This is a genomic window from Aeromonas sp. R6-1, from assembly GCF_040908165.1.
Classification (GTDB): Bacteria; Pseudomonadota; Gammaproteobacteria; order Enterobacterales; family Aeromonadaceae; genus Aeromonas; species Aeromonas caviae.
The window spans coordinates 70113-89453 of record NZ_JBFODF010000003.1; the positions used below are offsets into that span (position 1 = coordinate 70113).

General features: G+C 62.5%; 18 protein-coding genes and 1 tRNA gene. 10 read left to right on the forward strand and 9 right to left on the reverse strand.

Going from position 1 to position 19341, the window contains the following annotated elements:
* Positions 1 to 2 precede the first annotated feature (2 nt).
* From AB5Y68_RS00640 to rraA, 7 genes are all read left to right on the forward strand, one after another.
* Positions 3 to 1103, forward strand: a complete 1101-nt coding sequence (locus tag AB5Y68_RS00640; RefSeq protein ID WP_039039651.1) for an ABC transporter permease — start codon at positions 3 to 5, stop codon at positions 1101 to 1103.
* Positions 1104 to 1409: 306 nt separating this feature from the next.
* Positions 1410 to 3956 (forward strand): nitrite reductase large subunit NirB, encoded by a 2547-nt coding sequence (gene nirB, locus AB5Y68_RS00645; RefSeq protein ID WP_039039652.1) that lies wholly within the window; start codon positions 1410 to 1412, stop codon positions 3954 to 3956.
* Complete coding sequence (gene nirD, locus AB5Y68_RS00650; RefSeq protein ID WP_039039697.1) at positions 3956 to 4273, forward strand: nitrite reductase small subunit NirD; 318 nt, start codon at positions 3956 to 3958, stop codon at positions 4271 to 4273. Before nirB ends, nirD begins: the two co-directional genes overlap by 1 nt.
* Before the next feature lie 136 nt (positions 4274 to 4409).
* Positions 4410 to 5222 (forward strand): nitrite transporter NirC, encoded by an 813-nt coding sequence (gene nirC, locus AB5Y68_RS00655; RefSeq protein ID WP_039039653.1) that lies wholly within the window; start codon positions 4410 to 4412, stop codon positions 5220 to 5222.
* Positions 5223 to 5234: 12 nt separating this feature from the next.
* A complete protein-coding gene (cysG, locus tag AB5Y68_RS00660) occupies positions 5235 to 6641 on the forward strand; it encodes a siroheme synthase CysG (protein ID WP_039039654.1) in 1407 nt (468 codons plus the stop codon).
* A gap of 131 nt (positions 6642 to 6772) precedes the next feature.
* Positions 6773 to 8197 (forward strand): magnesium transporter, encoded by a 1425-nt coding sequence (mgtE, locus tag AB5Y68_RS00665; protein ID WP_039039655.1) that lies wholly within the window; start codon positions 6773 to 6775, stop codon positions 8195 to 8197.
* Between the two features lie 154 nt (positions 8198 to 8351).
* A complete protein-coding gene (rraA, locus tag AB5Y68_RS00670) occupies positions 8352 to 8837 on the forward strand; it encodes a ribonuclease E activity regulator RraA (protein ID WP_010676045.1) in 486 nt (161 codons plus the stop codon).
* A 272-nt stretch (positions 8838 to 9109) separates the two neighbouring features.
* Here rraA and AB5Y68_RS00675 read toward each other — a convergent pair whose 3' ends face one another.
* The 3 genes from AB5Y68_RS00675 to AB5Y68_RS00685 form a co-directional block, all read right to left on the reverse strand.
* Positions 9110 to 9784, reverse strand: a complete 675-nt coding sequence (locus tag AB5Y68_RS00675) for a 7-cyano-7-deazaguanine/7-aminomethyl-7-deazaguanine transporter (protein WP_039039656.1) — start codon at positions 9782 to 9784, stop codon at positions 9110 to 9112.
* Between the two features lie 144 nt (positions 9785 to 9928).
* A complete protein-coding gene (locus tag AB5Y68_RS00680; RefSeq protein WP_039039657.1) occupies positions 9929 to 10216 on the reverse strand; it encodes a DUF3630 family protein in 288 nt (95 codons plus the stop codon).
* Positions 10217 to 10226: 10 nt separating this feature from the next.
* Complete coding sequence (locus AB5Y68_RS00685) at positions 10227 to 11654, reverse strand: YdiU family protein (RefSeq protein ID WP_039039658.1); 1428 nt, start codon at positions 11652 to 11654, stop codon at positions 10227 to 10229.
* A gap of 104 nt (positions 11655 to 11758) precedes the next feature.
* Here AB5Y68_RS00685 and AB5Y68_RS00690 point away from each other — a divergent pair, with 104 nt between their 5' ends.
* A complete protein-coding gene (locus tag AB5Y68_RS00690; RefSeq protein WP_039039659.1) occupies positions 11759 to 12061 on the forward strand; it encodes a cytochrome c in 303 nt (100 codons plus the stop codon).
* 48 nt (positions 12062 to 12109) lie between these two features.
* Here the strand turns inward: AB5Y68_RS00690 and recQ are convergent, their stop codons facing one another.
* Positions 12110 to 13945 carry an ATP-dependent DNA helicase RecQ gene (gene recQ, locus AB5Y68_RS00695; protein WP_039039660.1) on the reverse strand — a complete coding sequence of 612 codons (1836 nt, stop codon included), beginning with the start codon at positions 13943 to 13945 and terminating at the stop codon, positions 12110 to 12112.
* 131 nt (positions 13946 to 14076) lie between these two features.
* Between recQ and AB5Y68_RS00700 the strand changes: the two genes are divergently transcribed.
* Both AB5Y68_RS00700 and AB5Y68_RS00705 read left to right on the forward strand, forming a co-directional pair.
* Complete coding sequence (locus tag AB5Y68_RS00700) at positions 14077 to 14541, forward strand: thioesterase family protein (RefSeq protein WP_039039661.1); 465 nt, start codon at positions 14077 to 14079, stop codon at positions 14539 to 14541.
* A gap of 123 nt (positions 14542 to 14664) precedes the next feature.
* Positions 14665 to 15192, forward strand: coding sequence for a hypothetical protein (locus AB5Y68_RS00705; RefSeq protein WP_010676052.1), 528 nt, complete (start codon positions 14665 to 14667; stop codon positions 15190 to 15192).
* A 247-nt stretch (positions 15193 to 15439) separates the two neighbouring features.
* Here AB5Y68_RS00705 and AB5Y68_RS00710 read toward each other — a convergent pair.
* The 5 genes from AB5Y68_RS00710 to potA form a co-directional block, all read right to left on the reverse strand.
* Positions 15440 to 15516, reverse strand: a tRNA-Pro gene (locus AB5Y68_RS00710).
* A gap of 140 nt (positions 15517 to 15656) precedes the next feature.
* Positions 15657 to 16382, reverse strand: coding sequence for an MOSC domain-containing protein (locus tag AB5Y68_RS00715; RefSeq protein WP_039039662.1), 726 nt, complete (start codon positions 16380 to 16382; stop codon positions 15657 to 15659).
* Between the two features lie 48 nt (positions 16383 to 16430).
* Complete coding sequence (locus AB5Y68_RS00720) at positions 16431 to 17273, reverse strand: ABC transporter permease subunit (protein WP_010676054.1); 843 nt, start codon at positions 17271 to 17273, stop codon at positions 16431 to 16433.
* On the reverse strand, positions 17270 to 18175 hold the full coding sequence (locus tag AB5Y68_RS00725; protein WP_010676055.1) for an ABC transporter permease subunit: 906 nt from the start codon (positions 18173 to 18175) through the stop codon (positions 17270 to 17272). The genes AB5Y68_RS00720 and AB5Y68_RS00725 overlap by 4 nt, the downstream gene beginning before the upstream one ends.
* Entirely contained in the window at positions 18172 to 19326 is a 1155-nt protein-coding gene (gene potA, locus AB5Y68_RS00730; protein ID WP_010676056.1) for a polyamine ABC transporter ATP-binding protein, read from the reverse strand. Before potA ends, AB5Y68_RS00725 begins: the two co-directional genes overlap by 4 nt.
* Between the last annotated feature and the right edge of the window lie 15 nt (positions 19327 to 19341).

Genomic DNA, 19341 nt, shown 5'->3' on the forward strand with positions numbered 1-19341 from the left:
CCATGCTGATCCGACTCTGGTGGCTGATCCGAAAAGAGCTGCAGGCCCTGATGGGCAACACCCAGGGGCGCTTTCTGCTCATCATGCCGGTGCTGCTGCAAACCGCCCTCTTCCCGTTCGCCGCCACTCTGGAGGTGACCGGCAACACGCTGGCCATCTACAACCAGGATGGCGGCGCCCAGAGCCGCGAGCTGCTGGAGCGCCTCACCCATATGCCCGCCTTTACCACCATCATCCCGGTGCAAGGCGAGGCAGGCATGACCGAGGCCATCACCGGACAGCAGGCGCTCCTCGGTCTGGTCATCCCGAGCGATTTCTCCCGCCGGCTGGCGCGAGGCGAACCGGCCAAGGTGCAGCTGATCATCGACGGCCGCCGCTCCAACGGCGGTCAGGTGGCGGCGGGCTACATCAGTCAGGTGATCGCCCGCTGGCAGAATGAAGAAGGGAACGCAGGCAAGGCGCCGCCGACCCTCGCGGTACGCAACCTCTACAACCCCAATATCGAGTTCCACTGGCATATCCTGCCGGCCCTGGTGGCCATCATCACCACCACCGGCTGTCTGATTGTCACCGCCCTCTCGGTCGCGCGGGAGCGGGAGGAGGGCACCTTCGATCAGCTGCTGGTTTCCCCCCTCACCGCAGGCTGGATCATGGCGGGCAAGGCGGTGCCCGGCATCCTGGTGGCGGTGGGACAAGGGTGCATAGTCGCGCTGGCCGCCCGTTTTGTCTTTCACCTCCCCTTCGCGGGGAGCCTCAGTCTGCTGCTGGCGGGCATGGTCTGCTACGGCCTGGCACTGGCCGGGATCGGGCTCTTCATCTCATCGTTCTGCTCGACCCAGCAGCAGGCGTTTCTCGGGGTCTTCTCCTTCACCGTGCCGGCGGTGATCCTCTCGGGCTATATCTCGCCGGTGGAGAACATGCCGCAGGTGTTCCAGTGGCTGGCGGCCATCGACCCCCTCACCCACTTCATCGTGCTGCTCAAGGGGGTCTTTTTGAAGGGGTTCGACTGGTCGGCCGCCTGGCCCCTGCTCTGGCCGCTGCTCGCCATCGCCGGCGTCACCCTGTCGCTGGCGCTCGCCATGTTCCGCCGCCATATCGCCTGACGCGCCACCTTGTTCAGCTGATGCCCATTGATGCCGGTCTCGCCCAGTGCGAGACCGGCCTTTTTCCGACATAAGTTTTCACTCCCCGGCAGTGGGTAAACCGGGCTTTCCCTCCACCATCCCTCACCCCGAGCCAGCCCAGAAATCATTAACTGGTATACCTATTTTTGTATAGTGTTGAATTTTCTCGAATTACCCCTGAGGAGATATATAAATAGACACTTGATTTGCATCAATCGCCCACCCCTGCCGACTGGGTAGCCTAGCCCCAGAATGATGTTTTATTACTCCAAACTTGAGGCAACTATGAGCAAAGTCAGACTGGTCGTTGTGGGCAACGGCATGGTGGGGCACCGCTTCATCGAAGAGCTGATCGAGCGGGCCGATCCGGGCCGCTACGAGATCACCGTCTTCGGTGCAGAACCCCGTCCCGCCTACGATCGCGTCCATCTCTCCTCCTACTTCTCCCACCACACCAGCGAAGATCTCTCCCTCGTCAAACCCGGCTTCTACGACAAGCACGGCATCCGGTTGCTGCTCGGCGAAGCGGTGAAAAAAATCGACAGGGCCAACCGCGAAGTGCACTCCAACAAGGGCACTGTGGTCGAGTACGACAAGCTGGTGCTGGCCACCGGCTCCTACCCCTGGGTGCCGCCCATCCAAGGAAGTCAGCACCACGAGTGCTTCGTCTATCGCACCATCGAGGATCTGAAAGCCATCCGCAGCGCGGCCAAGAGTGGCAAGAGCGGCGTGGTGATCGGGGGCGGCCTGCTTGGCCTCGAAGCCGCCGGTGCCCTCAAGGCGCTGGGTCTCGAAACCCATGTGGTGGAGTTTGCTCCGGTACTGATGGCCGAGCAGCTCGATGGCCAGGGCGGCCAGCTGCTGCGCCGCAAGATTGAATCCATGGGCGTGCAGGTACACACCAGCAAGAGCACCAGCGAGATCCTGATGCATGGCGGCGAACAGGCGAAGCACCGCCTCGCCTTCGCTGACGGCAGCCAACTGGAAGTGGACGTGGTGGTCTTCTCCACCGGCATTCGCCCGCAAGATACCCTGGGCCGTTACGGTGATCTCGCCATCGCCGAGCGCGGCGGCATCGTCATCGACGATCACTGCCTCACCTCAGACCCCGACATCTATGCCATCGGCGAGTGCGCCGCCTGGCAGGGCCGCTTCTTCGGGCTGGTGGCACCGGGCTACAAGATGGCCCAGATCACCGTCGACCATCTGCTCGGCGGCGACAGCCGTTTCGAAGGGGCGGACATGAGCGCCAAGCTCAAGCTGCTCGGCGTCTCCGTCGGCTCCATCGGTGATGCCCACGGCCGCACTCCGGGCAGCCACAGCTATGTGTTTCAGGACGATCAAGCCGGCGTCTACAAGAAGATCGTGGTGAGCGAAGACAACAGCCGATTGCTCGGCGCCGTGCTGGTGGGTGACGTGGAAGATTACGGCAACCTGCTGCAGATGATGCTCAACGCCCTGCCGCTGCCGAGCCACCCGGATACTCTGATCCTGCCCGCCTACGCCGGTGCCAAGCCGACGCTGGGGGTGGATGCCCTGCCGGAGAGCGCCCAGATCTGCTCCTGCTTCGACGTCTCCAAGGGTGACATCGCCAAGGCGGTGGCCGAGGGCCACACCACGCTGGCCGCCATCAAGCAGCACACCAAGGCCGGTACCGGCTGCGGCGGCTGCGTGCCGCTCATCAGTCAGGTGCTCAACGCCGAGCTGGTGAAGCAGGGCATCGAGGTCAACAACCACCTCTGCGCCCACTTCCCCCACTCCCGTCAAGAGCTGTTCCATCTGGTCAAGGTGGAGGGGATCAAGAGCTTCGACGAACTGCTGGCCAAGCACGGCCAAGGCTATGGCTGCGAGGTGTGCAAACCGACCGTCGGCTCCATCCTCGCCTCCTGCTGGAACGAGCATGTGCTGAGCCCGCGCAACATCCCGTTGCAGGACACCAACGATATCTTCCTCGGCAACATGCAGAAGGACGGCAGCTACTCCGTCATCCCGCGTATGGCCGGTGGCGAAGTGACCCCGGAAGGGCTGCTGGCGGTGGCCGAAGTGGCCCGCGACTACAAGCTCTACACCAAGATCACCGGCGCCCAGCGCATCGGTCTGTTCGGGGCCCAGAAGGATGATCTGCCCGCCATCTGGCGCAAGCTGCTGGCGGCCGGTTTCGAGACCGGTCAGGCCTACGCCAAGGCACTGCGCATGGCCAAGACCTGCGTCGGCAGCACCTGGTGCCGCTTCGGCGTACAGGACAGCGTCGGCCTCGGGGTCTTCCTCGAGAACCGCTACAAGGGCATTCGCACCCCCCACAAGATGAAGTTCGGTGTCTCCGGCTGTACCCGCGAATGTGCGGAAGCCCAGGGCAAGGACGTCGGCATCATCGCCACCGACGCGGGCTGGAACCTCTATGTGGGCGGCAACGGCGGCATGAAGCCGCGCCACGCCGATCTGCTGGCGTCTGACCTCGACCGCGAGACCCTCATCAAGCTGATCGATCGCTTTATGATGTTCTACGTCACCAGCGCCGACAAACTGCAGCGCACCTCGGTCTGGCTCGGCAATCTGGAAGGGGGCGTCGACTACCTGCGCGAGGTGATCGTCGATGACAAGCTGGGACTGGCCGAGACGCTGGAGCGCGATATCCAGACCCTCATCGACAGCTACGAGTGCGAATGGTCGCGCACCCTCAACGAAGAGGAGGCGCTCAAGCGCTTCAGCCACTTCATCAACAGCGACAAGCGCGATCCGGACGTTCAGTTCGTCGCCGAGCGCGACCAGCATCGACCGGCGACCCCTGCCGAGCGCATCCCCGTCTACCAGATCGAGGTGGAGACCAAATGATGAAATTCGCCTGCCAACTCAACGACATCCTGCCGGGAACCGGCGTCTGTGCACTCATTGAGGGTCGTCAGATCGCTCTGTTCCGCCCGAGCGCGGCGGCCGAGGTGTTCGCCATCGACAACCGGGACCCCTTCTTCGCCGCCAATGTGCTGTCGCGGGGCCTGATCTGCGAACACGACGGCGAGCTCTGGGTCGCCAGCCCGCTCAAGAAGCAGCGCTTTCGCCTGAGCGACGGCCACTGTTTCGACAACCCTGCGATGTCGGTGCAGAGCTACCCCGTTGAAGTGCGCGACCAGCAGGTCTGGGTCGCCGTCTAACACCAGACCCCACCCCGGCCCTCCCCTTCACAGGTGAGGGAGCAAAAAGCTCCTCCCCCTTGACAAGGGGGAGGCAGGGAGGGGGTTAAAAAACAGTCAGGGCTGCCCGCGGGCGGCCCTCTTGAAGGAAACAAAGATGTATACCGAAACCATCAACAAGTGCGCCGCCAACGCGGCCCGCATCAACCGCTTCGAGCGCAGCGACAAGCTTGGCTTCTGGCTCAGCTCCGCCATGGCGGGAGCCTATGTGGGCCTCGGCATCATCCTCATCTTCACCCTGGGCAATCTGGTGGACCCCGCCATCAGGCCGCTGGTGATGGGGGCCACCTTCGGCATCGCCCTGACGCTCGTCATCATCGCCGGCTCCGAGCTGTTCACCGGCCACACCATGTTCCTCACCTTCGGGGTGAAGACCGGCAAAATTTCCATGGGGGATCTGCTGCGCATCCTGCCGCAGACCTGGGCCGGCAACCTGCTCGGCTCCATCGCGGTGGCGCTGATCTACTCCTACGGCGGCAGCCTGCTGCCGGACGCGGGCAGCCTGGCGCACAAGGTCGCGCTGGCCAAGACCCAGGCACCGGCGCTGACCCTGTTCATGAAGGGCGTGCTGTGCAACTGGCTGGTCTGCCTCGCCATCTGGATGGCGCTGCGCACCGAGGGTGCCGCCAGGTTCATTGCCATCTGGTGGTGCCTGCTGGCCTTCATCGCCTCCGGCTACGAGCACTCGGTCGCCAACATGACCCTGTTCGCCCTCTCCTGGTTCGGTGCCCATTCCGAGGCCTACACCCTGGGCGGCATCGGCCACAACCTGCTGTGGGTGACCCTGGGCAACACCGTCTCCGGCGCCCTCTTCATGGGCCTCGGCTACTGGTATGCCACCCCCAAGGCTGAGCGCCCGGTCGCGGTGAGCGAGACCACCAGCACCGCCAACCAGATCCAAACCGCCTGATCAGGAGGCCCCATGGACTACTTGCCCATCTTTTGCCGACTCGACAACAAACCCGTGCTGCTGGTCGGCGGCGGCGAGGTAGCGGAGCGCAAGGCGCGCCTGCTGCTGGATGCCGGTGCCCAGCTCACCGTGGTCGCGCCCGAGCTCGACCCCGAGCTGGCGGAACTGGCTGCCAACGGCAGCATCGAGTGGCTGGCCGGTGAATTCGCGCCGGCGCAACTGACGGGCAAGTGGCTGGTGGTGGCCGCCACCGATCGGCGCGAGGTGAACGCCCTGGTCTACCAGAGCGCCAATCAGGCGCGGATCTTCGCCAACGTGGTGGATGACCCGAAACGCTCCAGCTTCATCATGCCGTCGATCATCGATCGCTCGCCCCTGATGGTGGCCATCTCCTCCGGCGGCAAGGCCCCGGTGCTGGCTCGCTTGCTGCGGGAAAAACTCGAGGCCCTGCTGCCGCAGCATCTGGGCGCCGCGGCGACCTTCGCCGGCAGCCTGCGGGAGCGGGTCAAGGCCCGCTTCGCCACCATGGGGGAGCGGCGCCGCTTCTGGGAACGGCTGCTCGGGGCGGACCGGCTCGGGCAGGCGCTGGCGCGGGGGGATCACGCCTCTGCCCACCAACTGGCCGACAACCTGTTTGCCGACGAGAGCCAGAGCGCTGGCGAGGTGGTGCTGGTCGGTGCCGGCCCCGGCGATCCGGGTCTGCTCACCCTGCACGCCCTGCGCCAGATGCAGCAGGCGGACGTGGTGGTCTATGACCGGCTGGTCTCGGACGAGGTGATGGCGCTGGTGCGCCGCGACGCCAAACGCATCTTCGTCGGCAAGCAGGCGGGCAACCACTGCGTGCCGCAGGAGGGGATCAACCAGCTCTTGCTGGAAGAGGCGAAGAAGGGCCAGCGGGTGGTGCGGCTGAAGGGGGGCGACCCCTTCATCTTCGGCCGTGGCGGCGAGGAGCTGGAGACGCTTGTTGGTACTGGCATCGGTTTTCAGGTGGTGCCGGGAATCACGGCGGCCAGCGGCTGCGCGGCCTACGCCGGTATTCCACTGACCCACCGCGATCACGCCCAGAGCGTGCGTTTCGTCACCGCCCACGGCAAGGGTGGCGCTCAGGATCTCGACTGGCCGCTACTGGCCAAGGACAAGCAGACACTGGTGTTCTATATGGGGCTCTCCTCCTGCGCCACCATCCGCGAGCAGCTGCTGGCCCACGGCAAGGCGGGCGACACCCCGGTGGCGCTGATCGAGCGCGGCACCCAGCCAAGCCAGCGGGTCATTCGCGGCACCCTCGATCAGTTGCCCGAACTGGCGCTGGGGGTCGAGAGCCCGGCCCTCATCATGGTGGGTTCGGTAGTGACCCTGGCGGACCAGCTTGCCTGGTTCGGGCAAGGATGCGCCGCAGACGCGGCCCTGGCCTCGGCCTGATCGCTGCATCCATTCCAACGCCACCCTCGGGTGGCGTTTCTTTTCTGCATCTACTGTCATAACCTCTTGTTTTGAGTCTGGTATCCTATGGGGTGTGTCAGCCGGACCACCGAATTCAGGAATTCTGCTTCATGTCCCTCCCCCCCAAGAACAGCGCCAAACAGCGTGAACACGACAGAGCCCGCATCCTCACGCTGCTGCTGGCCGATGACGCCCTCACCGAGAGCCTGCTCGACCCGCAAGGGGAGCAGGACGCAGAGCTTCGGGACCAGACCAGCGAGCTGACCCGGTTGGTCAACAGCCTGCCCGCCGCCGATATCGCCGATGCGCTGGAGTCCCTGCCGCCGGACGAGCGCCACGTGCTGTGGCAGCAGGTGGATGCAGACAAGCACGGCCAGATCCTGGTGGAAGCGTCGGAGACGGTGTGGGACAGCCTCATCAGCGGCATGAGCGACAAGGAGCTGCTGCACGCCCTGAGCACCCTCGACATCGACGACCAGATCTACCTGGGTCAGCACCTGCCCCGCAACCTGATGGGGCGGCTGCTCACCTCCATGGCGCCGGTGGACAGGGACAAGGTGCGGGAGGTGATCCGCTACGGCAAGCACACGGTCGGCGCCATGATGGACTTCGAGCTCATCACGGTGCGGCCCGACGTGACCCTGGCCACCGTCCAGCGCTATCTGCGCCTACGCGGCCAGATCCCCGAGAACACCGACAAGCTGTTCGTCACCGATCGGCGCAACCGGCTGCAGGGGGAGCTGCCCCTCACCGTCGTGCTGCTGCACAAGCCCGAAACCCTGGTGAGCGACGCGATGGAGAAGGATCCGGTCACCTTCGATCCGGAAGACAACGACGAGGCCGCCGCCCGCACCTTCGAGCGGGACGACCTGGTCTCCGCCGCCGTGGTGGATGCCAGGGGCAAGCTGATGGGACGGCTCACCGTCGCCGAGGTGGTAGACCTGGTCTATGAGGAGAGCGACACCGACCTGCGCCGCATGGGGGGGATCAGTGAGGAAGAAGACGTGTTCGCCCCCGTCTCCAAGGCGGTCAAGACCCGCTGGGCCTGGCTCGCCATCAACCTCTGCACCGCCTTCGTGGCATCGCGGGTGATCGGCCTGTTCGAGCACACCATCTCCCAGCTGGTGGCGCTGGCGGCGCTGATGCCCATCGTCGCCGGCATCGGCGGCAACACCGGCAACCAGACCATCACCATGATAGTGCGGGCGCTGGCGCTGCAGCATATCCAGACCGGCAACGTCTCCTTCCTGCTGTGGCGCGAGCTGGGGGTGGCCCTGATCAACGGCCTGGTGTGGGGCGGCACCATGGGGGTGGCCACCTACATCCTCTATCAGGATGCGGCGCTGGGCGCGGTGATGACGCTCGCCATGATGCTCAACCTGCTGGTGGCGGCACTGATGGGGGTCATCATCCCCATGACCATGAGCCGGCTGGGGCGCGACCCGGCGGTGGGGGCCAGCGTGATGATCACCGCCATCACCGACACCGGCGGCTTCTTCATCTTCCTGGGGCTGGCGACCCTGTTCCTGCTCTAGGGCCCCAGGCTGACCGTCTGCGGCTCCTGCCATGACGCGGGGCCGCTTTCGCGCAAAAACGGCATTTCCCGCCACTGGGCAAGGAATAGTCGTTGAAATGCCAACCCCACTCCTTATACTGGATCCACCTGTTTCCAGCGGTGGATCTGACACAATGGAATACAACACTTCAGAACTGTGCGACATCTATCAGGACATGGTGGATGTGCTCGAACCCATGCTCTGCTCCTTCGGCGGCCGCGCCTCTTTCGGCGGCGTCATCACCACAGTCAAATGCTTCGAATCAAACGGCCTAATCCGTGAACTCGTCAAAGAGAACGGCGTTGGTCGCGTGCTGTTGATCGACGGTGGCGGCTCCATGCGTCGTGCCCTGATCGATAGCGAGATCGCCACCACGGCGGCGGAAAATGAGTGGGAAGGGATCGTCTGCTACGGTTGCGTCCGTGAGGTCGATATCCTGGAAGACCTCGACATCGGTATTCAGGCCCTGGCGGCCATTCCGGTGGGCGCCGACAGCAAGGATATCGGGGAAACCGATCTGCCGGTCAACTTCGGCGGCGTCACCTTCCTGCCGGATGACCACCTCTATGCTGATACCACAGGGGTGATCCTCTCCCCCGATGCCCTCGACATCGAGTAAACAGCGCTGAGTGAAAATGGGAGCCCTGGCTCCCATTTTTTATGCCCGCTGATGGCGGAAAAGACGCAAAAAAAAGAGGGCCAGTAAACTACTGGCCCCTTAACTGGAAGCAATGTGAGCAATGTCGTGCCTTCACAAGAAGTCCATCACGTTGGAACAAATGAAGTCTTTCCCGGAAAACAAGTTAACAATAATCATTCTCATTTAACTATGCAAGCCTTATTTGCGAAGATCGCAAAAAAATTGACCACCCATGGGGGTGGTCAATCTCATCAGGCTTGTCGCGTAGCAGCTTGCAGGCCAGCCAATCCGGCCTCCCCCACCAGCTTGCGGCTGAGATAGCGCAGCAGCACACCGTAAAGCGGCACAAACAACCCCAGACTTATCAGCAACTTGAATACGTAATCTACGGTCGCGATCTCGACCCAGTGCTCGGCCATGAAGAGATCCGTGCTGCGCCAGAAGGCGATGCTGAAGAAGGCGATGGTATCCACCAGATTGCCGAACAGGGTGGAGGCCGCCGGTGCCACCCACCAGGCTTTCAGCAGGCGCAGGCGGTTGAACACCACCACATCCATGAACTGGCCCACCAGATAGGCCATAAAGCTGGCTAACGCGATCCGGGCAACAAAGAGATTGAACTCGGCCAGATTGCCCACCCCCTGGAAGCTCCCTTCGAAGAAGAGCACCGAGAGCACGTAGGACACGGTCAATGCCGGCAGCATCACGGTCTGGATGATCTTGCGCGCCAGGCCTGCGCCGAAGATCCGCACCGTCAGATCGGTGGCCAGGAAAATGAACGGGAAGCTGAAGGCACCCCAGGTGGTGTGGAAGCCAAAGATGGTGATCGGCAGCTGCACCAGGTAGTTGCTGCTGGCAATGATCAGGATGTGGAACAATGAGAGACGCATCAGTGCCGTCTGGTACTGAGCCGGAGTCAGGTTCATATTGTGACCTTTTTGGTTAATGGGGTTAGGGAACCCATATCGCCACCATGGCGATAATCAAGGGGCGAGATTATACGCCCCCAAATTGATAGTTCAATCTTTATGCGGTTATCTCAAGGGATTGACTCGCATCGCACGCCAAGCTCACTCCCGGGACTGCCGAGCCAGCCAGAGCAGCGCCTCCGCGTCGTCCGGCTGCACCGCCGCCAGCCAGCAGCCGCTGTAATGTTCGTACTCGAGCCGAAAGCAGCTGCCTTCAAACTCCAGCAGCCAGCTGTGGCGATCCGCCCCCCACTCCCGCTCGAGTGCCGCCAGCTCCCACTCCTGCAACAGGGCCTCGGCCAGAGTCGGGAAGCTGTCCCAGTCAAGGCCCGGGCAGGTCAGCATCACCACCCCGGCTTCCCTGTCTGTCTGCGTGATACGCCAGTTCATCCGTTGCTCCTCAACTGCTGCACGAGAGCTCGCCCCCGCAATACCAGCCCGGATGCGGGGTGGCGAGATCCTCGTATTCGGGTTGGTCATCATAGGGGTGCTGCAGGGCCGCAAACAGCCGCTCGAACGGCGCCATGTCGCCCTGTTCTGCCGCCTCTATCACCTGCTGGGCCAGGGCGTTGCGCAGCACATACTTGGGATTGACCGCGTCCATCTGCCCCTTGCGCACACCATCCACGCTCCCTTCCCGGGCGAGGCGTGCCCGATAGGCCTCAAGCCACCCCTGCCAGACGGCAGGATCGGGCAACAGGGCCAGCAGGCTGGCGGGCCAGTCACCCTGAGCGGTCAATTCCCCCAGCCGTCGCAGGAAGATGTGGTAATCCACCTTGTGCGCCGCCAGCAGCCGGAACAACTCGCGGAACAGCGCCGGATCCTCCTCTTCCCACACCGCCAGCCCCAGCTTGGCGCGCATCAGCTCGGAGTAGTGCAACATCAGCTGATGCTCGTACTGGGCCAGGGCCGACGCGAGCGCGTCACCATCCATATGGCCGGCCAGCGCCTGTGCCAGCTTCTGCAGGTTCCAGTAGCCGACCGCAGGCTGCTGATCCAGCGCATAGCGACCATCCGGATCCGAGTGGTTGCAGACGAAGTCCGGCACATAGGCGTCGATGAAACCGTAGGGGCCGTAATCCAGGGTCAGCCCGAGCAGGGACATGTTGTCGGTGTTCATCACCCCGTGACAGAACCCCGCCGCCTGCCACTTGGCGATGAGCCGCGCGGTGCGGCGCACTACTTCGGCAAACAGCTCGGCGCCATCGGCCAGCTCGGGGAAGTGGTAACGCCGCGCATAGTCGATGAGGGCGGGGATCTTTTCCCCCTGCCCGCTCCAGGCGAAATACTCGAAGTGACCGAAGCGCAGATGGCTCGGCGCGGTGCGCAGCACGGTCGCCCCGCTCTCCACCTGCTCCCGGTAGACAGGCTCGTCACTGCCCAGCAGCACCAGAGCCCGGGTGGAGGGAATGCCGAGGGCATGCAGCGCCTCGGAAGCCAGGTACTCGCGAATGCTGGATCGCAGCACGGCACGGCCGTCGCCGAAGCGGGAGAATGGCGTCTTGCCCGCCCCTTTGAGGTGCAGGTCCCAGCGGCTGCCATCAGGCGCCAGCTGCTCCCCCAGCAGCACAGCGCGGCCATCCCCGAGGCGCGGGCTGTAACCACCGAACTGGTGGCCCGCATAGACCTGGGCCACCGGCTGCATGCCCGGCAGGGGCTGCCCCTGGCCGCAACAGGCGAGCCACTGCGCCTCGCTCACCTCCCCGAGCCCCAGCTCACCAAGAAGCGCACGGTTCAGATGCAGCAATCTGGGGCCATGCAGCGGTTGCGGGGCAACAGGCTCGCAAGCCCAGGGGAGTTCGGTGGCAAAAGTGTTGATCAACTTCATGGTGATGGGGGTTGTCCCTGCGTATGCTCGTGTCACTCTTTATACCGCCGTCGGCTCGTCGAGGCTAACAGGCGATCACGATTATTCATTTCAAGGAGAAGACGATGCCAAAGTGGGTCTATACCCTGCCCCTGCTGGCGCTTGCCTGGGGCCATCAGGCCAAGGCGGCCGACATAGACGCAGGCAAGGCCAAATCCGTGGTCTGTGCCGCCTGTCATGGCGCGGATGGCAAGGCGAGCGTCCCGACCTACCCCCACCTCGCGGGCCAGAACCAGGCCTATCTGCTCAAGCAGATGAAGGCGTTCAAGGGGGGTTCCCGTACCGAGCCACTGATGGTTCCCTTCATGGCGATGCTGACCGAGGCGGACATGGAGAATCTGGCGGCCTATTACGCCAGCCTGAAATAATGCATGGCGCCGACCAACGGGCGCCTTTCCACTGTTTGTTGTGCCAGCCTACCGGCGGCAGTAGTCGATGATCAGGTCCATAAAGGCCTCACCGAAGCGCTCCAGCTTGCGGTGACCGACACCGTTGACCGCTAGCATTTCCTCCTCGGTCATCGGCATGAGCTGCGCCATCTCCACCAGGGTGGCGTCGTTGAACACCACATAGGGCGGCACCTCTTCATCCTCGGCGATCTGCTTGCGCAGGGCGCGCAGCTCCTTGAACAGCCGCTTGTCGTAGTTGGCGTTGTCGAGCAGCCCGTTGCGCTTCTCCTTGCGGCTGGAGATGGGCTGCAGGCGGGGGACTGCCAGTTCCAGCTTCATCTCGCCACGCAGCACGGGTCGAGCCGCTTCGGTCAGCTGCAACACCAGATTGCGGGTGATGTTCTGGGTCAGCAACCCCTTGTGGATCAGCTGGCGGATGACGCTCATCCAGTATTCGTGGCTCTGATCCTTGCCGATGCCGTAGGTCGACAGCTTGTCGTGACCGTGATCCTTGATGCGCTGGTTCAGCGATCCGCGCAGCACCTCCACCACATAACCCACCCCGAAATTCTGTCCCACCCGCCAGACACAGGAGAGCGCCTTCTGGGCGTCTTCGGTGCCGTCATAACTCTGGGGTGGATCGAGGCAGATGTCGCAGTTGCCGCACGGCTTGTCGTTGTACTCGCCGAAGTAGTTGAGCAGCACCTGACGGCGGCAGGTCTGCGCCTCGGCGAAGGCCGCCATCACGTTGAGCTTGTACTGCTCCACCTGCAACTGCTGGGGGTTTTCGATGTTGTCGAGCAGCCGGCGCACCCTACCGATGTCGGCGGGATCGTAGAGCAGCAGCGCCTCAGCGGGAGTGCCGTCACGCCCGGCGCGGCCGGTTTCCTGATAGTAGGATTCGATGTTCTTCGGGATGTCGTAGTGCACCACGAAGCGCACGTTGGGCTTGTCGATGCCCATGCCAAACGCCACCGTCGCCACCACGATCTCGATGTCATCCTTGAGGAAGGCTTCCTGGGTCTGCTGGCGCAGCTCCAGCGGCAGCCCTGCATGATAGGGTGCCGCCTTGCAGCCGTGGCGGGAGAGCCGCTCGGCCACCTCCTCCACCCGGTTGCGGCTGGAGCAGTAGACGATACCGCAGTTGCCCTTCTGGCTCTGCACGTAGCGCAGCAGCTGCTCGGCCGCCTTGAACTTTTCCACCAGGCTGTAGCGGATATTGGGCCGATCGAAGCTGGCGGTGTGGATGAAGGGATCGTTCAGTTCCAGCCGGTGCAGCATGTCGCTGCGGGTCGCCTCGTCGGCGGTGGCGGTGAGCGCCACCACGGGCACCTGGGGGAACCACTGCTTGAGCCGTCCCAGCGCCGCATATTCCGGCCGAAAATCGTGCCCCCACTGGGAGACGCAGTGCGCCTCGTCGATGGCGAACAGGCCGAGGGGCAGCTCCGCCAACCGGTCCATGAACTCGTGCTGCAGCAAACGCTCGGGGGAAACATAAACCAGCTTGATCTCGCCCCGGCGCATGGCGGCAAAGTTCTGGATCATCTCTTCCCGGCTCAGAGCCGAGTTGATGTAGACCGCCGCCACGCCGTTGGCACGCAGGGTGTCGACCTGATCCTTCATCAGCGAGATGAGGGGGGAGACCACCACCCCGAGCCCGGGTCGCAGCAGCGCCGGGATCTGGTAGCAGAGCGACTTGCCGCCGCCGGTGGGTTTGAGCACCAAGGCATCGCGCCCCGCCACTATCTGCTCGATGATCTCGAGCTGGCCCGGCCGAAACTGCTGATAGCCAAACACCGCCTGCAACAGGGCAAGGGGATTCTCTGGCTGAGGGTCAGGCAGGGTTTCGGCAATGACGGTCATGGGCTCTCCTTTGGGGTCGCCATTCTAAAGCAGCCGCCGCCCACAATAAACCTGCCATTGCGAGTGTTAAGGAAGTGTTGCAGACTGGCTGGAGTTTTTACTCGGCTTTGATGACAGGGCGGACTCAAGGAATGAAACAGATGCTCAAGAAGATGGCGCTCAGTGGCATAGCCAACCTGTTCGCCGAAAAGATGCCCTTCAACAAGCTGATCGGCATGCAAGTCACCCACTACGACTTCGATAAAGTGGAGCTGCGCATCAAGATGGAACAGAAGCTCATCGGCAACCCTTTCCACAACATACTGCACGGCGGCGTCACCGCCAGCCTGCTCGACGTGGCGGGCGGCATGATAGTCGCAGCCTCCTGCATCGACGAGCTGGAGGACTTCTCCCCCAGCTATCTCAAGGAGCGCTTCTCGCGACTTGGCACCATCGATCTGCGGGTGGACTATCTTCGTCCCGGTCGCGGCAACGAGTTCATCGCCACCGCCCACATCATCCGGGCAGGCAGCAAGGTCGCAGTCGCCCGCATGGAGCTGCACAACGAAGAGGGCACTCACATCGCCTTCGGCACGGGGACCTACCTCGTCGGCTAATGGTTTTTATTGCATAAAAAGTGCGCTTCTAAGCTGATTTTAATCATTAGAATTCTCACCCCCTCTTCCGCTCAGGGTCCATACTGAAAGTCGGGATTCTGTGCAGAGGGAGGATTGCAGACGATGAGCGCGATACTGGCTACCCAACCATCCAGAGCCTTGCTGACACGACTTGAGGCCATGCGCGAAGAAGTGCAGACCCCAGAGTGCCGTCACTGGTTGGAACAGGAGCTGGAGGGGTATTCTCTCTGTTCACCCCTGCCCTGGTATCGCATCATTGCCTGTCGGCAACGCGGTCACTTCCTGAATCTGAAGACGGGGAAATATCTGACTTGCCATATCGGCAGCCAAACGCTAAGCCAACGCGACCTGGCCCAAGTTCAGTTCATCTATGCCCGTGAACCCGCCGCCCACTATTTACTGCGTCACGATTCCCATATCGAGCCCTGGCCGGAATCACTGCTGGAAGCGTATCGAGAGCAGCTGATCCCTGGTCATCTCTGCCTGCAAGCCTGGCATGAGCCCGTGTCTTCGCTGCGTTCACAACTGATGGAGGGAATAGCACATTTCATTAGTGAGTACCCCAAGCATGCGGCCCTGCAAACCCAACACGGTTTCAAGGCATTGCGGCATCAACACTGGCATATCTGAATGAGCGCCTGGGGCGCAAGGAGGGCACCATCGACAAGACCCATAACGAGATTGTCACAATCTAGAGTGCCGGAGTCAGGATCAGACTCCACCAGTGGGGCCACCGAGCGGTGGCCCTTTTAGTTGGGCAAATGAGGGGGATCGGAGCAGGAGCAGGAGCAGGAGCAGCAATCGACAATGGAAATGTCAGTTTTTCTTCAACAGACCAAATGCGAAAAGGCCGCTCATTGAGCGGCCTTTTCAAATGTGGTCGGTGTGAGAGGATTCGAACCTCCGACCCCTTCGTCCCGAACGAAGTGCGCTACCAAGCTGCGCTACACACCGATGTCTGCGGGGCGAGAATTTACCGAAAGCCCCGACCCGACACAAGCCTTTTTTTGCATTCACTCTAAAAAAATGGCTTTACGCTCAATAATTCAGCGAGTCGCAGCAAAAATCGCCACAAGGTATCTTTCCGCCTGCCTTCAGTCCTGTCGAGGCAACCTGAACTCGGTCGGCCCCAGCAAACGCCGGCTCCAATCCGCCACCACTCCATGTTCCAGCCAATGGGCCGCATGCTGGCGCCAGTTGGGAGAGAGCGCCGGGTTCTCCAGCAGCAGTTGCAGCTCTTCCTCGTTGCGGGCCTGGTTGAACAGGATGTCGGCGGTGCGCTTCACCGTCAGCTCAGGGTAGGGTCTGTCCACCAGTGTCAGCTCCCCCTGCGGATCCACCCTTCCCTCTTCCAGCACCCGCAGCAGCCAGCCACAGCGGCCATTCAGCTGCATCACCTGGGAGAGCTGGCCATAGCCAAAGCGCTGGTTGAGCTTGAAACAGGGGGATCTGGGCTGGCTTATCTGGATCAGCGCCTCCCCAAGTCGATAGACATCGCCGATGCAGGCCTGCGCCTCCGTCAGCCCCGAACCAGAGAGATTCTCGCCAAAGGCGGCAGGCTGCCAGGGTGTGCGTGGTACAGGTAGTCCCAGCGCGGTTTGCCAGGTTTTCCACCAGGCGTAGTGCTCCGCAGGGTAATGGTGCAGGGCCCGATCCGGGCCGCCATGATGGCGTCTGTCGCTCTGCTCATCCCCGCGAAGGCCGAAGAAATCGCACCACAGAGGGGCGTCGGCAGGCTGCTTGTGGATGGCACTGATGAGGCCGGGGGCCTGCTCTGGGTTCAGTTCGGCGCTCTGGCCGATGAAGAGGGAGATCCGCATTCCATTCTCCTGACGGATGGGGGAATGCGGATCTTATCACGGGGCAGGTCAGGCAACTGCCTGCATCTGGGTGGTCATGGCGATCTCGGCGCGACGGCGTTTCTCCGCCCGGGCCATCAGATACCAGCTACCGAAGGTGAACAGGGATACCGACAGCAGGATCAGACTCGCGATGGCGTTGATCTCGGGCTTCACGCCGAGACGCACCGCCGAGAACACTTCCATCGGCAAGGTGGTCGAACCCGGGCCGGAGACGAAGCTCGCCAGCACCAGATCATCCAGCGACAGGGCAAACGACATCATGCCGCCCGCCGCCAGCGACGGGGCGATCATCGGGATGGTGATCAGGAAGAACACCTTCCAGGGCTTGGCTCCCAGGTCCATGGCCGCCTCCTCGATGGAGAGATCCAGCTCCCGCAGCCGCGCCGACACCACGATCGCCACATAGGCGGTACAGAAGGTGGTATGTGCTATCCAGATGGTCAGCATGCCCCGCTCTGCGGGCCAACCCACCAGCTGGGCCATGGCCACGAACAGCAGCAGCAGGGAAAGACCGGTGATCACCTCGGGCATCACCAGCGGCGCCGTCACCATGCCGCCGAACAGGGTCCGGCCACGGAAGTGAGGGATCCGGGTCAGCACGAAGGCCGCCACCGTCCCCAGCGCCACCGCCGCGATGGCGGTGTAGAAGGCGATCTCCAGGGAGCGGAACACGGACCCGATCAACTGTTTGTTGTCGAGCAGGCCGAAGTACCACTTGAGCGACCAGCCTCCCCACACCGTCACCAGCTTGGAGGCGTTGAAGGAGTAGATGACCATGATGATCATGGGCAGGTAGATGAACAGCAGACCCAGCCACAGCATCAGCTTGGCAAAACCGAAACGTCTCATGCCTTGCCCTCCAGCTCTTTGGCCTGGTTGCGGTTGAACAGGATGATGGGAATGATCAGCACCGCCAGCATCACCACCGCCAGGGCGGAGGCCACCGGCCAGTCACGGTTGTTGAAGAACTCCTGCCACAACACCTTGCCGATCATCAGGGTCTCCGGACCACCCAGCATCTCGGGGATGACGAACTCGCCCACCACCGGGATGAAGACCAGCATGCAACCGGCGATGATGCCGTTCTTGGAGAGTGGCACCGTGATCTGCCAGAACCGGGTCAGGTTGCGGGCACCCAGATCGGAGGCCGCCTCCAGCAGGCTCTGGTCGTGCTTGACCAGGTTGGCGTAGAGCGGCAGCACCATGAACGGCAGGTAGGAGTAAACGATGCCGATATAGACCGCCAGGTTGGTATTGAGGATCTGCAGCGGTTCGTCGATCACCCCGATGCCTAGCAGGACACTGTTGAGCAGGCCGTTGTTGCTGAGGATCCCCATCCAGGCGTATACCCGGATCAGGATCGCCGTCCAGGTCGGCATCATGATGAGCAGCAGCAGAACGGTCTGGGTCTCCTTGTTGGCCCGCGAAATGGCGTAAGCCATGGGATAGCCGATCAGCAGGCAGAGCAGGGTGCTGACCAGGGCTATCTTGAGGGACCCCAGATAAGCCGCGATGTAGAGCTCATCCTCCTGCAGCAGCAGGTAGTTGCCCAGGTTGAGCAGTATGGTGAGCTGATTGTCTGCCCAGCTCACCACGTCCGTGTAGGGCGGGATGGCCACGTCCGCTTCGGCGAAGCTGATCTTCACGACGATGATGAAGGGCAGCAGGAAGAAGAGGAACAGCCAGAAGAAGGGGATGCCGATGACCAGCTGCCGCCCTCCCACCTGTTTGAGTCGTCTCAATGCCTTCATGATTGCAGCACCACGCCGCTGTCATCTTCCCAGTAGAGGAACACCTGGTCATCCCAGGTCGGCCGTTTGCCGTGGCGTTCGGCATTGGCGATGAAAGCCTGAACGATTTTGCCCGAGGGCAACTGGATGTGATACACGGAATGGCCGCCCAGATAGGCGATGTCATAAACCTCGCCCTTGGTCCAGTTGAAGTCCGGATGCTCGATCTCTTCCGGCTTTTGCAGGCTCATCAGCAGTTTTTCCGGACGCAGGGCATAGGTGACCTTCTTGTTCTCCGCCCGGGAGCTGATGCCGTGACCCACATAGATGGGCTGCTCCAGATCCGCACAGGCGATGATGGCGTGGTCCTGCTCATCCTCCACCAGCAGGCCGTCAAACAGGTTGACGTTGCCGATGAACTCGCACACCAGCCGGCTGGCCGGGGTTTCGTAGATGTCCATCGGGCTGCCGATCTGCTCGATGCAACCGAGGTGCATGATGGCGATCCGCTCGGCCATGGTCATGGCTTCTTCCTGATCGTGGGTCACCATGACGCAGGTCACGCCGACCCGCTCGATGATCTCGACCAGCTCGAGCTGCATGGTGGAGCGCAGCTTCTTGTCCAGCGCCCCCATGGGCTCGTCCAGCAACAGCAGCTTGGGACGCTTGGCCAGGGAACGGGCCAGGGCCACCCGCTGACGCTGACCACCGGAGAGCTGGTGCGGCTTGCGGCGGGCGTACTGGGTCATCTGCACCAGCTTGAGCATCTCTTCCACCCGGGCATCGATCTCCGCCTTGGGCAGGCCATCCTGCTTGAGGCCGAAGGCGATGTTCTGGGCCACCGTCATGTGGGGGAACAGGGCGTAGGACTGGAACATCATGTTGATGGGGCGTTCATAGGGCGGCATGTCGGTAATGTCGACGCCGTCGAGGAACAGCCGTCCTTCCGTGGGTCGCTCGAACCCGGCCAGCATCCGCAGCAAGGTGGACTTGCCGGAGCCGGACCCACCCAGCAGGGCGAAGATCTCGCCCTTGTGGATGTTGAGAGACACGTTGTCGACCGCCAGCGTTTCGTCGAACTGCTTGCTTACCCTGTCTATTTTGACCAGCACTTCTTTACGCTGCTGGCTGCCCTCGAGGGCTTTCTTGTAGGCACTGGAGGCTATCGCCATTACCAAACTCCCAAA

Bases quoted from the DNA above. Each gene is read 5' to 3' on its own strand.
- AB5Y68_RS00640 (WP_039039651.1), top strand. From the start codon at position 3: ATGCTGATCCGACTCTGGTGGCTGATCCGAAAAGAGCTGCAGGCCCTG.
- nirB (WP_039039652.1), top strand. From the start codon at position 1,410: ATGAGCAAAGTCAGACTGGTCGTTGTGGGCAACGGCATGGTGGGGCAC.
- nirD (WP_039039697.1), top strand. From the start codon at position 3,956: ATGAAATTCGCCTGCCAACTCAACGACATCCTGCCGGGAACCGGCGTC.
- nirC (WP_039039653.1), top strand. From the start codon at position 4,410: ATGTATACCGAAACCATCAACAAGTGCGCCGCCAACGCGGCCCGCATC.
- cysG (WP_039039654.1), top strand. From the start codon at position 5,235: ATGGACTACTTGCCCATCTTTTGCCGACTCGACAACAAACCCGTGCTG.
- mgtE (WP_039039655.1), top strand. From the start codon at position 6,773: ATGTCCCTCCCCCCCAAGAACAGCGCCAAACAGCGTGAACACGACAGA.
- rraA (WP_010676045.1), top strand. From the start codon at position 8,352: ATGGAATACAACACTTCAGAACTGTGCGACATCTATCAGGACATGGTG.
- AB5Y68_RS00675 (WP_039039656.1), bottom strand. From the start codon at position 9,784: ATGAACCTGACTCCGGCTCAGTACCAGACGGCACTGATGCGTCTCTCA.
- AB5Y68_RS00680 (WP_039039657.1), bottom strand. From the start codon at position 10,216: ATGAACTGGCGTATCACGCAGACAGACAGGGAAGCCGGGGTGGTGATG.
- AB5Y68_RS00685 (WP_039039658.1), bottom strand. From the start codon at position 11,654: ATGAAGTTGATCAACACTTTTGCCACCGAACTCCCCTGGGCTTGCGAG.
- AB5Y68_RS00690 (WP_039039659.1), top strand. From the start codon at position 11,759: ATGCCAAAGTGGGTCTATACCCTGCCCCTGCTGGCGCTTGCCTGGGGC.
- recQ (WP_039039660.1), bottom strand. From the start codon at position 13,945: ATGACCGTCATTGCCGAAACCCTGCCTGACCCTCAGCCAGAGAATCCC.
- AB5Y68_RS00700 (WP_039039661.1), top strand. From the start codon at position 14,077: ATGAAACAGATGCTCAAGAAGATGGCGCTCAGTGGCATAGCCAACCTG.
- AB5Y68_RS00705 (WP_010676052.1), top strand. From the start codon at position 14,665: ATGAGCGCGATACTGGCTACCCAACCATCCAGAGCCTTGCTGACACGA.
- AB5Y68_RS00715 (WP_039039662.1), bottom strand. From the start codon at position 16,382: ATGCGGATCTCCCTCTTCATCGGCCAGAGCGCCGAACTGAACCCAGAG.
- AB5Y68_RS00720 (WP_010676054.1), bottom strand. From the start codon at position 17,273: ATGAGACGTTTCGGTTTTGCCAAGCTGATGCTGTGGCTGGGTCTGCTG.
- AB5Y68_RS00725 (WP_010676055.1), bottom strand. From the start codon at position 18,175: ATGAAGGCATTGAGACGACTCAAACAGGTGGGAGGGCGGCAGCTGGTC.
- potA (WP_010676056.1), bottom strand. From the start codon at position 19,326: ATGGCGATAGCCTCCAGTGCCTACAAGAAAGCCCTCGAGGGCAGCCAG.